Origin of the sequence: Bradyrhizobium betae, assembly GCF_004123905.1 — a bacterium.
GTDB classification, from domain to species: Bacteria; Pseudomonadota; Alphaproteobacteria; order Rhizobiales; family Xanthobacteraceae; genus Bradyrhizobium; species Bradyrhizobium betae_A.
Genome location: NZ_MZXW01000024.1, coordinates 91,321 through 104,954, shown reverse-complemented (window position 1 = coordinate 104,954; position 13,634 = coordinate 91,321). Strand labels below are relative to the sequence as shown.

At 64.7% G+C, this 13,634-nt stretch carries 13 protein-coding genes; 12 read left to right on the top strand and 1 reads right to left on the bottom strand.

Annotated features, from left to right (window positions below; translation table 11 throughout):
• The first annotated feature begins 45 nt into the window (after positions 1–45).
• The 10 genes from B5V03_RS22100 (at position 46) to B5V03_RS22055 (ending at position 9,509) form a co-directional block, all read left to right on the top strand.
• Positions 46–807 carry a tripartite tricarboxylate transporter TctB family protein gene (locus tag B5V03_RS22100; RefSeq protein ID WP_129272504.1) on the top strand — a complete coding sequence of 254 codons (762 nt, stop codon included), beginning with the start codon at positions 46–48 and terminating at the stop codon, positions 805–807.
• Positions 808–814: 7 nt separating this feature from the next.
• The gene (locus tag B5V03_RS22095; protein ID WP_129272503.1) at positions 815–2,329 is read left to right on the top strand and encodes a tripartite tricarboxylate transporter permease; all 1,515 of its coding nucleotides are present in this window, start codon (positions 815–817) and stop codon (positions 2,327–2,329) included.
• Positions 2,330–2,468: 139 nt separating this feature from the next.
• On the top strand, positions 2,469–3,440 hold the full coding sequence (locus B5V03_RS22090; protein ID WP_129272502.1) for a tripartite tricarboxylate transporter substrate binding protein BugD: 972 nt from the start codon (positions 2,469–2,471) through the stop codon (positions 3,438–3,440).
• A 171-nt stretch (positions 3,441–3,611) separates the two neighbouring features.
• On the top strand, positions 3,612–4,406 hold the full coding sequence (locus B5V03_RS22085; protein ID WP_129272501.1) for a thymidylate synthase: 795 nt from the start codon (positions 3,612–3,614) through the stop codon (positions 4,404–4,406).
• A gap of 5 nt (positions 4,407–4,411) precedes the next feature.
• Positions 4,412–4,897 carry a GNAT family N-acetyltransferase gene (locus B5V03_RS22080; RefSeq protein ID WP_129272500.1) on the top strand — a complete coding sequence of 162 codons (486 nt, stop codon included), beginning with the start codon at positions 4,412–4,414 and terminating at the stop codon, positions 4,895–4,897.
• On the top strand, positions 4,897–5,406 hold the full coding sequence (locus B5V03_RS22075; protein WP_129272499.1) for a dihydrofolate reductase: 510 nt from the start codon (positions 4,897–4,899) through the stop codon (positions 5,404–5,406). The genes B5V03_RS22080 and B5V03_RS22075 overlap by 1 nt, the downstream gene beginning before the upstream one ends.
• 159 nt (positions 5,407–5,565) lie before the next feature.
• Complete coding sequence (gene hflK / locus B5V03_RS22070) at positions 5,566–6,702, top strand: FtsH protease activity modulator HflK (protein WP_129272498.1); 1,137 nt, start codon at positions 5,566–5,568, stop codon at positions 6,700–6,702.
• The gene (gene hflC, locus B5V03_RS22065) at positions 6,699–7,595 is read left to right on the top strand and encodes a protease modulator HflC (RefSeq protein ID WP_129272497.1); all 897 of its coding nucleotides are present in this window, start codon (positions 6,699–6,701) and stop codon (positions 7,593–7,595) included. The genes hflK and hflC overlap by 4 nt, the downstream gene beginning before the upstream one ends.
• A 71-nt stretch (positions 7,596–7,666) precedes the next feature.
• On the top strand, positions 7,667–7,873 hold the full coding sequence (locus B5V03_RS22060; RefSeq protein WP_129272496.1) for a DUF2065 domain-containing protein: 207 nt from the start codon (positions 7,667–7,669) through the stop codon (positions 7,871–7,873).
• 142 nt (positions 7,874–8,015) lie between these two features.
• A complete protein-coding gene (locus tag B5V03_RS22055) occupies positions 8,016–9,509 on the top strand; it encodes a Do family serine endopeptidase (RefSeq protein ID WP_129272495.1) in 1,494 nt (497 codons plus the stop codon).
• A 142-nt stretch (positions 9,510–9,651) separates the two neighbouring features.
• Here B5V03_RS22055 and serB read toward each other — a convergent pair whose 3' ends face one another.
• Entirely contained in the window at positions 9,652–10,557 is a 906-nt protein-coding gene (gene serB / locus B5V03_RS22045) for a phosphoserine phosphatase SerB (protein ID WP_129272494.1), read from the bottom strand.
• An 11-nt stretch (positions 10,558–10,568) separates the two neighbouring features.
• Between serB and miaA the strand changes: the two genes are divergently transcribed.
• Positions 10,569–11,525 (top strand): tRNA (adenosine(37)-N6)-dimethylallyltransferase MiaA, encoded by a 957-nt coding sequence (gene miaA, locus B5V03_RS22040; protein ID WP_129272493.1) that lies wholly within the window; start codon positions 10,569–10,571, stop codon positions 11,523–11,525.
• Positions 11,526–11,854: 329 nt separating this feature from the next.
• Positions 11,855–13,630 carry an acetolactate synthase 3 large subunit gene (locus B5V03_RS22035; protein ID WP_129272492.1) on the top strand — a complete coding sequence of 592 codons (1,776 nt, stop codon included), beginning with the start codon at positions 11,855–11,857 and terminating at the stop codon, positions 13,628–13,630.
• Positions 13,631–13,634 lie beyond the last annotated feature (4 nt).

Genomic DNA, 13,634 nt, shown 5'->3' with positions numbered 1-13,634 from the left:
TAGAACAACAGTGCTCGTGACTTACGGGTCGCGGAGGAGACATGCATGGCCGAAACGATGGGCCACTCAGCGACAGCTACCCGAAACACATCGGTGGCGATCGGCTTTTGCCTGCTGGCGATTGCGCCGCAGATTTTCGAATTCATCTGGTCAATCGGGACGATTTTTGGCTGGGGCGCCGGCCGCGGCCCGGCCACGGTCCTGATCAGCCATGCCACCGCGCTGTTCGGCGGCGCGCCCGCGGTGTTGATCGGCGCGGCCAGCGGTGACACCAAGAAGGCGTCATCCGATGTGTTGCTGGCGCTGATCTATTCCTACCCGATCTTTGCGGTGGCGATCCTCACGTTCTTCATGACGATCAGATCGGCACAGGACTATGTCGGCGGGATCGTTCTGATGGCGCTCGCCCTGTTCGCGCTGTGGGCCTCCAGCGATTTGCAGGGGATGCGCGGCTTCTCCTTTGGCGCGGGCACCGCGCCGCGGATGTTCGGTGGGCTCCTCGTCGCGCTTGGTGCTGGCATCGCATTGACGGGACTGTTGGCCGACGGACCGGCGATGGCGCATTATTCCTGGCGCGGGCCGATGTTCGTGATGGCCTCGATCGTCTTCTTCGCCCTGGCGATCCGTCCGCTCGGGGTCGTGGTTTCAGCGTTCGCGAGCTTCCTGATTGCGGCGCTGGGCACGCATGAGACGCGCTGGGTCGAAACGATCATCGTCGGCGCCTGTCTGACCGCCGGCTGCGCACTTTTATTCCCCTACGTGCTCGGGCTGCCGATGCCGATGTTCCCGCGCTTCCTGGTCCAGTGAGGCTGTAATGGATATCTTTGCCAACCTCGCTCACGGTTTTGCCGTCGCGCTTTCTCCGATCAACCTTCTGATGTGCCTGATCGGCGCCCTGGTCGGCACGCTGGTCGGCGTTCTCCCGGGCATCGGCACCATCGCGACCGTCGCGATGCTGCTGCCGATCACCTTCGGCCTGCCGCCGGTCGGCGCGCTGATCATGCTCGCCGGCATCTATTACGGCGCCCAGTATGGCGGCTCGACGACGTCGATCCTGGTCAATATTCCAGGTGAGGCAACATCGGTCGTCACCGCCATCGACGGTCACCAGATGGCCAAGCAGGGCCGCGCCGGTCCGGCGCTGGCAATCGCCGCGATCGGCTCGTTCTTCGCCGGCTGCGTTGCGACCGTGCTCATCGCCGTGCTCGGTGCTCCGCTGACCAAGCTGGCTCTGGCGTTCGGTCCGGCCGAGTATTTCTCGCTGATGGTGCTCGGCCTGATCTTCGCGGTCGTGCTGGCCAAGGGCTCGGTGCTGAAGGCGATCGCGATGATCGTGTTCGGCTTGCTGTTGTCGATGGTCGGCTCTGATATCGAGACCGGCGCCTCGCGCATGGCCTTCAACATTCCGGAGCTCGCCGACGGCCTCGGCTTTGCGACGGTGGCGATGGGCGTGTTCGGGTTTGCCGAGATCATCCGCAATCTCGATGCCGGCGCCGAGATGAACCGCGACCTCGTGCAACAGAAGATCACCGGTCTGATGCCGACCAAAAAGGATCTGATCGACTCGACGCCCGCGATCCTGCGCGGCACCGTGCTCGGCTCGATCCTCGGCATTCTGCCCGGCGGCGGCGCGGTGATCGCGTCGTTCGCGGCCTATACGCTCGAGAAGAAGCTCGCCAAGAACCCGTCGCGGTTCGGCCGCGGTGCGATTGAGGGCGTGGCGGCGCCGGAAAGCGCCAACAACGCCGCGGCACAGACCTCCTTCATCCCGTTGCTGACGCTCGGCATCCCGCCGAACGCGGTGATGGCGCTGATGGTGGGTGCGATGACCATTCACGGCATCGTGCCGGGTCCGCAGGTGATGCAGAAGCAGCCCGACCTCGTCTGGGGCATGATCGCCTCGATGTGGATCGGCAATCTGATGTTGATCATCATCAATCTGCCGCTGGTCGGAATCTGGGTCCGCCTGCTGCGCGTGCCGTATCGGCTGATGTTCCCCTCGATCGTGATCTTCTGCGCGATCGGCATCTACTCGGTGAACAACGCGCCGGTCGACGTCATCCTCGCAGGCGTGTTCGGTCTGGTCGGTTACTGGTTGATCAAGCACGATTTCGAGCCGGCGCCGCTGTTGCTCGGCATGGTGCTCGGACCGTTGATGGAAGAGAACCTGCGCCGTGCGCTGCTGATCTCGCGCGGCGACTGGAGTGTGTTCCTGACGCGTCCGCTGTCGGCGGTGCTGCTCGCGATCGCGGCCTTCCTGCTGACGCTCACGCTGCTGCCCATGTTGCGCGCCAAGCGCGACGAGGTGTTCACCGAGTCGGAGAACTGAGGGCGGCGCGCCTGCGTCGTCGCGGCGCCCTGCGTCCGCGCGCCGCATTCGGAAGTCGAATCGACTTGTGTGACGCCTTCGTGAAATGAAAATGCCGGCCCTTGTGGCCGGCATTTTTGTTTGTGTCCGGGAGATCGAGATGACCTTCATTCGCGCGCTTGCGGGCGCATGTCTTGCATCGCTGTGCGCCTTTGTCGCACCGGCTGAGGCGCAGACCTATCCGACGCGCGGCATCACCATGATCGTGCCGTTCGCGGCTGGCGGACCGACCGACGTGATCTCGCGCATCGTCACCTCGCACATGGCGCAGACGCTCGGGCAAAGCATCATCATCGAGAACGTGGTCGGCGCCGGCGGAACCACCGCGACCACGCGCGCCGCGCGCGCAACCAATGACGGCTATACGCTCATCACCGGGCATATGGGCACACACGCTGCGTCGGTGCCGCTCTATCCGAAGCTCGCCTATCATCCGGAGAAAGATTTCGAGCCGATCGCGCTGCTCGCGGGCACGCCGATCCTGATCCTCGCGCGGAAGGACTTTCCGCCGAAGGACCTCAAGGAGTTCGTCGCTTATGTGAAGGCGAATTCCGAGAAGCTGAACGCGGCGCATGCCGGAATCGGCTCGGTCTCGCACGTCTCCTGCGAACTGCTGCACTCCATCCTCGACATCAAGCCGGTCGGCGTGCCCTTCAACGGCACCGGCCCTGCGATGAACGCGCTGGTGGCGGGCCAGGTCGATTACATGTGCGACCAGATCGTCAACGCCGTGCCGCAGATCAATGCCGGCACCATCAAGGCCTATGCGATCGCAACGCCGGAGCGCAACCCGTCGCTGCCGAACGTGCCGACGACGGCGGAAGCGGGCCTGCCGGCATTCCAGGCCCAGGCCTGGAACGCGATGTTCGCGCCGAAGGGAACCTCGCCCGCGATCATTGCGAGCCTGAACGCCGCTGCCATCAAGGCGCTCGACGACGAGACCGTGAAGAAGCGCCTGCTCGAGCTCGGCAGCGTCATCCCTGCGCCCAAGGACCGGACGCCGGAGGCGCTCGCCGCCCTCGTGAAGAGCGAAATCGCCAAGTGGTCCCCCGTGCTCAAGCCGGCGAGTTAACTAGCATTTTCAAGCTGATAGGCGAGGGGCGGGACGCAGGTTCCGCTCCTTGTCGTTTGCGCCGGGGACGCCCACTTTTTCCGGGTATAATCGGTGCGCCCAGCGAATCGCCGCTGTCGCAGCGCCGGGGCGGCCGTTAAGTTCGCCGCCTCCCCAAAGGCTCATTGGCACATGCACCAGTATCAGGACCTGCTCGAGCGGATTCTTTCAGACGGCGCCGAGAAGACCGACCGGACCGGCACCGGCACGCTGTCGGTGTTCGGCCATCAGATGCGCTTCAATCTGTCCGCCGGCTTCCCGATGCTGACCACCAAGCGGCTGCCGCTGAAGGCGATCGTGCATGAGCTGCTCTGGTTCCTGAAGGGCGACACCAACATCAAGTACCTCAAGGACAACGGCGTCACCATCTGGGACGAGTGGGCCGACGCCAATGGCGATCTCGGCCCGGTCTACGGCCATCAATGGCGCTCCTGGCCTACGGCTGACGGGCGCAGCATCGACCAGATCGCCAATGTCGTCGACATGATCAAGCGCACGCCGGATTCGCGCCGGCTGATCGTTACCGCCTGGAATCCGGCCGACGTCGAGAAGATGGCGTTGCCGCCCTGCCACCTGCTGTTCCAGTTCTATGTCGCGAACGGCAAATTATCGTGCCAGCTCTATCAGCGCTCGGCCGACGTGTTCCTCGGCGTGCCCTTCAACATCGCCTCCTACGCGCTGCTTACCCTGATGGTCGCGCAGGTCACGGGCCTGAAGCCCGGCGATTTCGTGCACTCGCTCGGCGACACCCATCTCTACTCCAACCATCTGGAGCAGGCACGGCTCCAATTGACGCGCGCCCCGCGCGCGTTGCCGGTGATGCGGATCAATCCTGAGGTGAAGGATATCTTCTCCTTCCGCTACGAGGACTTTGAGCTCGCTGGCTATGATCCGCATCCGCACATCAAGGCGGCGGTCGCGGTCTGACGCCGATGTCGCTCACCATCCGCCGTGTGCGCTCGGGCGAAGCCGGGCTCGTTCTCTCCTTCGTCCGAGAGCTTGCCGAGTACGAGAAGCTATCGCACGAGGTCGAGGCAACCGAGGCTGACATCGCAGACGCGCTGTTCGGTGAGAGGCCGCAGCTCTATTGTGCGATCGCCGAATGGGACGGCGAGGCGGTCGGCTTTGCGGTCTGGTTCGCGAATTTCTCCACCTTCAGCGGCCGCCACGGCATCTATCTCGAAGATTTGTATGTGCGGCCGTCGCATCGGGGCAGGGGCCTCGGCAAGGCGCTGCTGGTCTATCTCGCCAGGGAATGCGTCGACAACGGCTGGTCGCGCCTGCAATGGGCGGTGCTCGACTGGAACGCGCCGTCGATCGCGTTCTACAAATCGCTCGGCGCCGTGATGATGGACGACTGGACGCTGTGCCGCGTCACCGGTCCTGCGCTGAACCGGCTGGCCGGGAGCGCGGCCTGATGGAGATCGTCTTCGTCGTGGCGATTGCGGAGAACGGTGTTATCGGCGCCGGCAATGCGATGCCATGGCGAATGAAATCCGACATGGCGCGCTTCAAGGCGCTCACGATCGGCAAGCCCGTGATCATGGGCCGCAAGACCTTCGAGTCGCTGCCTCGGCCGCTGCCCAACCGCACCAATATCGTCATCACGCGCGATGCGGCCTATCGCGCCGCGGGTGCCATCGTCACGACATCGTCCGCCGCCGCAGGCGCGGTGGCGCGCGGCGATGCCCTGCGGCGTTCGGTCACCGAGATCGCCGTGATTGGCGGTGCCGAGATCTATCGGCAATGGCTCGATCGCGCCGATCGCCTCGAGATCACCGAAGTGCATGCGCGCCCGGAAGGCGACACGCATTTCGACATCGACAAGGCAGAATGGGATGAGGTCGCGCGTATCCGCCATCCCGCCGGACCGGACGACAGCGCCGACTACTCCTATGTGACATATCGTCGGCGGTCCCGCCATTAACCGCTTTCGCCAATGTTAACATTGACTTTTCTGCCCCCGAGCTTAGCTCGGAGGACGGCGAGGGCTGCGTTGTAAGGGACTTGCCGGTCCCCTATAAAGCCGGACCGGACAATACGGGCCGGGTTAGTTCTAGTCCTGGTCTGCCGAGGAGAGCGTCGAATGCCGTGGAAGAATCAGGGCGGTGGCCCATGGGGCTCGGGTCCGAAGGGACCATGGGGCAACGGCCCGCAACCAGTCGGGCCAAGGCCGCCGGATCTGGAAGACCTTCTGCGGCGCGGCCAGGACCGGCTCCAGCAGATCATGCCGGGCGGCTATTTCTCCGGTATCGGCATCACGCTGATCATCCTGCTCATCCTCGCGTTCTGGCTGCTGTCGGGCTTCTTCAGGGTGCAGTCTGAAGAACAGGGCGTCGTGCTGCGCTTCGGCAAGCACGTGCGCACCGTGGACCCGGGCCTGAACTATCATTTGCCCTATCCGATCGAGACGGTGCTGTTGCCGAAGGCGCTACGCGTCAACACGCTCTCCATTGGCATGACGCTGATCGACGATCCGGCGCGGCGCGGCCGCTCCATTCGTGACGTGCCGGAAGAGAGCCTGATGCTGACCGGCGACGAGAACATCGTCGACGTCGACTTCACCGTGTTGTGGCGCATCAAGCCGAACGGCGTGGGCAACTTCCTGTTCAACATCCAGAATCCCGAAGGCACCGTGAAGGCGGTCGCCGAGAGCGCGATGCGCGAGGTGATCGGCAGATCGCAAATTCAGCCGATCCTGACCGGCGCGCGAAACGTGACCGAGCAGAATGTGCAGGAGTTGATGCAGAAGACGCTCGACGCCTACGGCTCCGGCATTCTCATTACCCAGGTGCAGATGCAGAAGGTCGACCCGCCCGGCGACGTGATCGCTGCGTTCCGTGACGTCCAGGCGGCGCGCGCCAATCTCGAGCAGTTGCAAAACGAGGCGCAGACCTACGCCAACCAGGTCGTGCCGCAGGCCCGCGGACGTGCCGCGCAGATACTGCAGGCCGCCGAAGGCTACCGGGAGCAGACGGTTGCCGAGGCCAAGGGCCAGAGCGCGCGCTTTCTGAAGGTGTACGAAGAATACAAGAAGGCGCCCGACGTGACGCGTGAACGTATCTATCTGGAGACGATGGAGCGTGTGCTCGGCGGTGCCGACAAGCTCGTCTATGACGGCGGCCCCTCGGGCCAGGGTGTCGTGCCTTATCTGCCGCTGAGCGAATTGACGACCAAGCGGCCGCCTACCACCGGTCAGCCCTCGAGCGGAGGCAACCGATGAGGTCTCCGGTCACAGGTATCGTCACGCTGCTCGCCCTCCTGCTCGTCGTGATCGTCGGCTACATGTCACTGTTCACGGTGCAACAGACCGAGCAGACCATCGTGCTGCAATTCGGCAAGCCCGTCGACGTCGTCACCGATCCCGGCCTGCACTTCAAGGCGCCGTGGAATTCGGTGATCAACATCGACAATCGGATCCTCGATCTGGAGAACCCGTCGCAGGAAGCGATCGCGTCCGATCAGAAGCGGCTCGTGGTCGACGCCTTCGCGCGTTACCGCATCAAGGACGCGCTGCGCTTCTATCAGAGCGTCGGCTCGATCCAGGCCGCCAACATCCAGCTCACCACGCTCCTGAACGCAGCGCTGCGCCGCGTGCTCGGCGAGGTCACCTTCATCAACGTGGTGCGGGACGATCGCGAGAAGCTGATGCAGCGCATCCGCGACCAGCTCGATCGCGAGGCCGACGGCTACGGCATCCAGGTCGTCGACGTCCGTATCAGGCGCGCCGATCTGCCGGAGCAGAACAGCCAGGCGGTCTATCTGCGTATGAAGACGGAGCGCGAGCGCGAAGCCGCCGAGTTCCGCGCGCAGGGCGGCCAGAAGGCCCAGGAAATCCGCTCCAAGGCCGACCGTGAGGCGACCGTGATCGAGGCGGAAGCGAGGTCGCAGGCCGAGCAGACCCGCGGTGTGGGCGATGCCGAACGCAACCGCCTGTTTGCGGAAGCCTACGGCAAGGATGCCGACTTCTTCGCCTTCTACCGGTCGATGGCCGCCTATGAGACTGGGATGAAGTCGAGCGACACCCGCTTCCTGCTGCGGCCGGACTCGGATTTCTTCCGGTTCTTTGGTAACCCGTCCGGCAAGACGTCGACCGCGACGCCGGCGAAGCCGTAGGCTAGACAGGGGCGGCCGGTCTGGCCGCCCTTCGTCCAGACAAGAACAGCACAAGGGAAGGTTCCAATCCGATGAGGTCCATTGCGTTCGCCGACTTCCTCATCGGCTTGGGCATCCTGTTCGTGCTGGAAGGCCTGATGTTCGCGGCAAGTCCGAACTGGATGCGCAAGGCCATGAAGAGCGCCATCGCCACGCCGGACAATGTCCTGCGGGTGGTCGGGATCAGTTCAGCGGTAGCCGGCCTGATCCTGATCTGGGTGATGCGCCGTCCGATTTAAGCGTCGCGCCAACGCCAAAGTGAAGGCGAGAGGCCGGTTTTTGGCCATATTATGCGGGTCATGAGGCCCGTTAAGGTCCGCGCTTGCGCCGTCCCCCCGTTCGAGCGCAGTCTGGCGCCGAATCTTTTTTCTGGAGATACCAATGACCGCAGCCATCATTGCCCCGTCCCGCTTGCGCTTAGGGCTGGCCGCGCTCGCCGTCGGTGCTTTCAGCGCGTTCGGCACGCCGGCTCAGGCGCGCGGACCGGAGGGCATCGCCGATGTCGCCGAGAAGGTGATCGACGCGGTCGTCAACATCTCGACCTCGCAGACCGTCGAAGCCAAGGGCGGCGGCAGCAACGCCATGCCGCAACTGCCACCCGGCTCGCCCTTCGAGGAGTTCTTCGACGACTTCTTCAAGAACCGCCGGGGTCCCGGCGGCGGCAGCAAGGGCGGCGACAACGGTCCGCCGAAAAAGACCAATTCGCTCGGCTCGGGCTTCATCATCGACACATCGGGCGTCGTCGTCACCAACAACCACGTCATCGCGGACGCCGACGAGATCAACGTCATCCTCAACGACGGCACCAAGATCAAGGCCGAGCTGATCGGCGTCGACAAGAAGACTGACCTCGCCGTGCTGAAGTTCAAGCCGCCGAAGCCGCTTGTTTCGGTGAAGTTCGGCGATAGCGACAAGCTGCGCCTCGGCGACTGGGTCGTCGCGATCGGCAACCCGTTCAGCCTGGGGGGCACGGTGACGGCCGGCATCGTCTCGGCCAAGAACCGTGACATCTCTTCCGGGCCGTATGACAGCTATATCCAGACCGACGCATCGATCAATCGCGGCAATTCCGGCGGCCCGCTGTTCAATCTCGATGGCGATGTGATCGGCGTCAACACGCTGATCATCTCGCCCTCGGGCGGCTCGATCGGCATCGGCTTCGCCGTGCCGTCGAAGACGGTCGCGGGTGTCGTCGACCAGCTCCGCCAGTTCGGCGAACTGCGCCGCGGCTGGCTCGGCGTGCGCATCCAGAGCGTCACCGACGAGATCGCCGAGAGCCTCAACATCAAGCCGCCACGCGGCGCGCTGGTCGCCGGCGTCGACGACAAGGGCCCGGCGAAGCCCGCCGGCATCGAGCCCGGCGACGTCGTCGTCAAGTTCGACGGCAAGGACGTCAAGGACCCCAAGGATCTCTCCCGCGTCGTCGCCGACACCGCGGTCGGCAAGGAAGTCGACGTCATTATCATCCGCAAGGGCGAGGAGCAGACCAAGAAGGTCACGCTCGGCCGCCTCCAGGATCCGGACAAGGTGCAGGCCGCGGTGAAGACCGACGAGCCGGCGCCCGAGAAGCCGGTGACGCAGAAGGCGCTCGGCCTCGATCTGGCGGCGCTGAACAAGGATCTGCGCTCGCGCTACAAGATCAAGGAGAGCGTCAAGGGCGTGGTCGTCACCAATGTCGACGCCAATTCGGACGCTGCCGAGAAGCGCCTCTCCGCCGGCGACGTCATCGTCGAGGTGGCGCAGGAGGCTGTCTCCAGCGGCGCCGACATCCAGAAGCGCGTCGACCAGCTCAAGAAGGACGGCAAGAAGTCGGTGCTGCTGCTGGTGTCGAATGCCGACGGCGAGCTGCGCTTCGTGGCGCTGAGCGTGCAGTAGGCGCGCTGCGTTTAGCCCCATACTCAGCTGTCATCACCCGCGAATGCGGGTGATCCAGTATTCCAGAGACAGTGCGAGGATACGGAGAGGGCGCGGCGTACTGGATGCCCCGCCTTCGCGGGGCATGACAGCGGAGAAGAGGCTACCCCTCCACAAACTCCTCGCGCCGATAGCCCTGCGCATAAAGCAGCGCGGTGAGATCGCCATGATCGATCCGCGCCGCCGCCGCAGCGGCAACCGCCGGCTTGGCGTGATACGCCACGCCCAGCCCCGCGGCCTGGATCATCGCAAGGTCATTGGCGCCGTCGCCGACCACGACCGAGTCGATGTCGTCGAGATCGAATGACTCCATCAGATCCACCAGCGTGGCAAGCTTGGCCGCGCGGCCCAAAATCGGCTCCTTCACCTCGCCGGTGAACTTGCCGTCGCGCACGACGAGCTCGTTCGCGCGGTTCTCCTGAAAGCCGATTTTTGCGGCGACCGCGCTGGTGAACAGCGTGAAGCCGCCGGAGACGAGGCAGGTATAGGCGCCATGGGCGCGCATGGTCGCGACCAGTGCGCGGCCACCCGGGGTCAGCGTGATGCGCTTGGCCAGGACTTCGTCGACCACGCTGGCAGGAAGATCCTTCAGCAGCGCGACGCGTTCGCGTAGCGCTGGCTCGAACTCGATCTCGCCGCGCATCGCCCGTTCGGTGATGCCGGCGACATGGGCCTTCATCCCGACGAGATCGGCGAGCTCGTCGATGCATTCCTGGCCGATCATGGTGGAATCCATGTCGGCGAGAAAAAGCTTCTTGCGCCGGACGCCTGTTGGCTGCACCACGATGTCGATCGGCAGGTCGCCGCGCAGCTCGCGCAACCGCTGTTCGATGGCGTGACGGTCGCCTTCGAGGTTACTGTCGGCGCCGAAGGGGATGTCGACCGCAACCCCGTCGAATAGCCAGTGCGCGGGAGCGGCCTGAGGCAGCACGGCGCGGGCGCCGTCGACGATGGTCGAGTCGAGCGCGGGACTATCGGGATGGCAGATCAGCGTGGCGACGAGGGACATTTGAGGTTTTCGTGAGCGAGGGGCAAGTCAGCAGAAGCCAAGTTGGCAAGGCCGTGCTTATCGCAGGCCCGACCGCCAGCGGCAAGTCGGCGCTGGCGCTCGAGCTGGCCCTCAGCGCGGGCGGCACCGTCATCAATGCCGATTCCATGCAGCTCTACCGTGACCTCCGCATCATCACGGCTCGTCCCACGCATGGCGATGAGACGCGCGTTCCGCATCGCCTTTACGGCCATGTCGATGCGGCCGTGAACTTCTCGGCCGGCGCCTGGGTGAGCGACGCGGTAAAGGCTCTCGAAGAGGCCCATGCCGAAGGCCGGCTCCCGATCTTCATCGGGGGGACCGGGCTCTATTTCAAGGCGCTGACGGCGGGTCTCTCTGCGGTGCCGCCGATCCCCGCCGAGGTCCGCGAGGACGTGCGCGCGCGGCTGGAGCGGAACGGCGTGGAGGCGCTGCATGCGGAACTCGCGCAGCGCGATTCCCGCGCGGCGGAGCGATTGAACCTGCGGGACCGCACCCGGATCGCACGCGCGCTCGAAGTGGTCGAGGCGACCGGCCGCTCGCTGCTCGACTGGCATCGCGAGGGCCAGCCGCCCTTGCTGCCAAAGGACAGTTTTCGCGCGGTGTTCCTCGCCCCCGAGCGCGACGAGCTCTATGCCCGCATCGACGCCCGCTTCGACGCCATGCTCGGCTCCGGCGCCTTGAGGGAGGTCGAGCGTCTCGCCGCCAGACACCTCGACCCGCTCTTGCCGGCCATGAAGGCCCATGGCGTGCCGGCCCTGATCCGGCATTTGCGCGGCGAGCTCAGCCTGGACGAGGCGGCAACGATCGGCAGGGCCGACACCCGTCACTACGCCAAGCGGCAATTCACCTGGTTCCGGCACCAATTGCCGGAGTTCGAATGGGTGAAGCCGGAGGAGGCGAGGGGCTGGCTTGCTGCCATCGTCAACGCGGCCCAGGACCCCGGATGACGCGCTTTTGTGCCGGCGCTCCCGCATTTACCGCTCGCCGAACTCCGGGAACATCGCTACACTGCCGAAATCGCGCGGGAACGACCGCTTTGCCTTGACATCGGGGCTTTGGTCGCTATGTTTCGCGCAACCTTTGGGAAGCCGAGCGTCCGTCATGCGCAACATTATTACCAAACTCCTTATCGCCGTCGTACCCAGGCACACCGCCGGGGGTGGCTAGCTGCCATCCACATGACAGGCGGTGTGCAGGGTCCCTCTTCGGGGCCTTTTTTATTTCCCGAACCCGACACGAACGAAGCCGCTGGCAACAGCGCATCCGGAGCAAGCCAATGAGCGACAAGAGCCACGATCCGAACCAGATGACCGGCGCCGCGATGATCGTCCGCGCGCTCATCGATCACGGCGTGACCGACATTTTCGGCTATCCCGGCGGCGCGGTGCTTCCGATCTATGACGAGATCTTCCAGCAGAGCGAGGTCCAGCACATCCTGGTCCGCCACGAGCAGGGTGCGGGCCATGCCGCAGAAGGCTATGCGCGCTCGACCGGCAAGCCGGGCGTTGCGCTGGTGACTAGCGGCCCCGGTGCCACCAACATGGTGACGCCGCTGACCGACGCGCTGATGGATTCGATCCCGCTGGTGTGTATTTCCGGCCAGGTGCCGACGCATCTGATCGGCAACGACGCGTTCCAGGAATGCGACACGGTCGGCATCACGCGTCCCTGCACCAAGCACAACTGGCTGGTGCGCGACGTCAATGATCTCGCAAAAGTGCTGCACGAAGCCTTCTACGTCGCCACCACGGGCCGTCCGGGCCCGGTGCTGGTCGACGTGCCCAAGGACGTGCAGTTCGCCACCGGCACCTATCATCCGCCGCGCAAGTCCGACGTGCACCGCTCCTACGCGCCGCGCGTGAAGGGCGATGCGACGCAGATCCGCAAGGCCGTGTCGCTGCTGGCGAACGCCAAGCGTCCCGTGATCTACAGCGGCGGCGGCGTGATCAATTCCGGCCCTGAAGCCACCAAGCTGTTGCGCGAGCTGGTCGAGGTCACCGGCTTTCCGATCACCTCGACGCTGATGGGCCTCGGTGCCTATCCGGCGTCGGGCAAGAGCTGGCTCGGCATGCTCGGCATGCACGGCACTTACGAAGCCAACATGACCATGCATGATTGCGACGTCATGCTGTGCGTCGGCGCGCGCTTCGACGACCGCATCACAGGCCGTGTCGATGCGTTCTCGCCGAATTCGAAGAAGATCCACATCGACATCGATCCGTCCTCGATCAACAAGAACATCCGGGTCGACGTGCCGATCATCGGCGATTGCGGCAACATCCTCGGTGACATCCTCCAGGTGTTCAAGGCCGAGGCGAAGAAGCCCGACATCAAGGCGTGGTGGCAGCAGATCGCGCAGTGGCGCGCCCGCAACTCGCTCTACTACAAGAAGAGCAACGACATCATCCTGCCGCAACATGCGATCCAGAGCCTGTTCGAGGCGACGCGCGGCAGGGATACATACATCACGACCGAAGTCGGCCAGCACCAGATGTGGGCGGCGCAGTTCTTCGGCTTCGAAGAGCCGCACCGCTGGATGACGTCGGGCGGTCTCGGCACCATGGGCTACGGCCTGCCGGCTGCGGTCGGCGTGCAGGTCGCGCATCCCGACAGCCTCGTCATCGACATCGCGGGCGACGCCTCGGTGCAGATGACGATGCAGGAGATGTCGACGGCGGTTCAGTATGAGCTGCCGATCAAGATCTTCATCCTGAACAACCAGTACATGGGCATGGTGCGGCAATGGCAGCAGTTGCTCCACGGCAACCGGCTGTCGCATTCCTACTCGGAGGCGCTGCCGGATTTCGTCAAGCTCGCGGAAGCCTATGGCGGCGTCGGCATCCAGGTGCACAAGCCCGGTGATCTCGACGGCGCCATCCAGGAGATGATCTCGGTCAAGCGCCCGGTGCTGTTCGACTGCCGCGTCGCCGCGCTCGAAAACTGCTTCCCGATGATCCCCTCCGGCAAGGCGCACAACGAGATGCTGTTGCCTGAGCAGGCCAACGACGAGGCCACGGCCAAGGCGTTCGCCGGCGGCAAGGCGCTGGTGTGACGCC

Coding starts and splice junctions, on each gene's coding strand:
- B5V03_RS22100 (WP_129272504.1), top strand. CDS start 46: ATGGCCGAAACGATGGGCCACTCAGCGACAGCTACCCGAAACACATCG.
- B5V03_RS22095 (WP_129272503.1), top strand. CDS start 815: ATGGATATCTTTGCCAACCTCGCTCACGGTTTTGCCGTCGCGCTTTCT.
- B5V03_RS22090 (WP_129272502.1), top strand. CDS start 2,469: ATGACCTTCATTCGCGCGCTTGCGGGCGCATGTCTTGCATCGCTGTGC.
- B5V03_RS22085 (WP_129272501.1), top strand. CDS start 3,612: ATGCACCAGTATCAGGACCTGCTCGAGCGGATTCTTTCAGACGGCGCC.
- B5V03_RS22080 (WP_129272500.1), top strand. CDS start 4,412: ATGTCGCTCACCATCCGCCGTGTGCGCTCGGGCGAAGCCGGGCTCGTT.
- B5V03_RS22075 (WP_129272499.1), top strand. CDS start 4,897: ATGGAGATCGTCTTCGTCGTGGCGATTGCGGAGAACGGTGTTATCGGC.
- hflK (WP_129272498.1), top strand. CDS start 5,566: ATGCCGTGGAAGAATCAGGGCGGTGGCCCATGGGGCTCGGGTCCGAAG.
- hflC (WP_129272497.1), top strand. CDS start 6,699: ATGAGGTCTCCGGTCACAGGTATCGTCACGCTGCTCGCCCTCCTGCTC.
- B5V03_RS22060 (WP_129272496.1), top strand. CDS start 7,667: ATGAGGTCCATTGCGTTCGCCGACTTCCTCATCGGCTTGGGCATCCTG.
- B5V03_RS22055 (WP_129272495.1), top strand. CDS start 8,016: ATGACCGCAGCCATCATTGCCCCGTCCCGCTTGCGCTTAGGGCTGGCC.
- serB (WP_129272494.1), bottom strand. CDS start 10,557: ATGTCCCTCGTCGCCACGCTGATCTGCCATCCCGATAGTCCCGCGCTC.
- B5V03_RS22035 (WP_129272492.1), top strand. CDS start 11,855: ATGAGCGACAAGAGCCACGATCCGAACCAGATGACCGGCGCCGCGATG.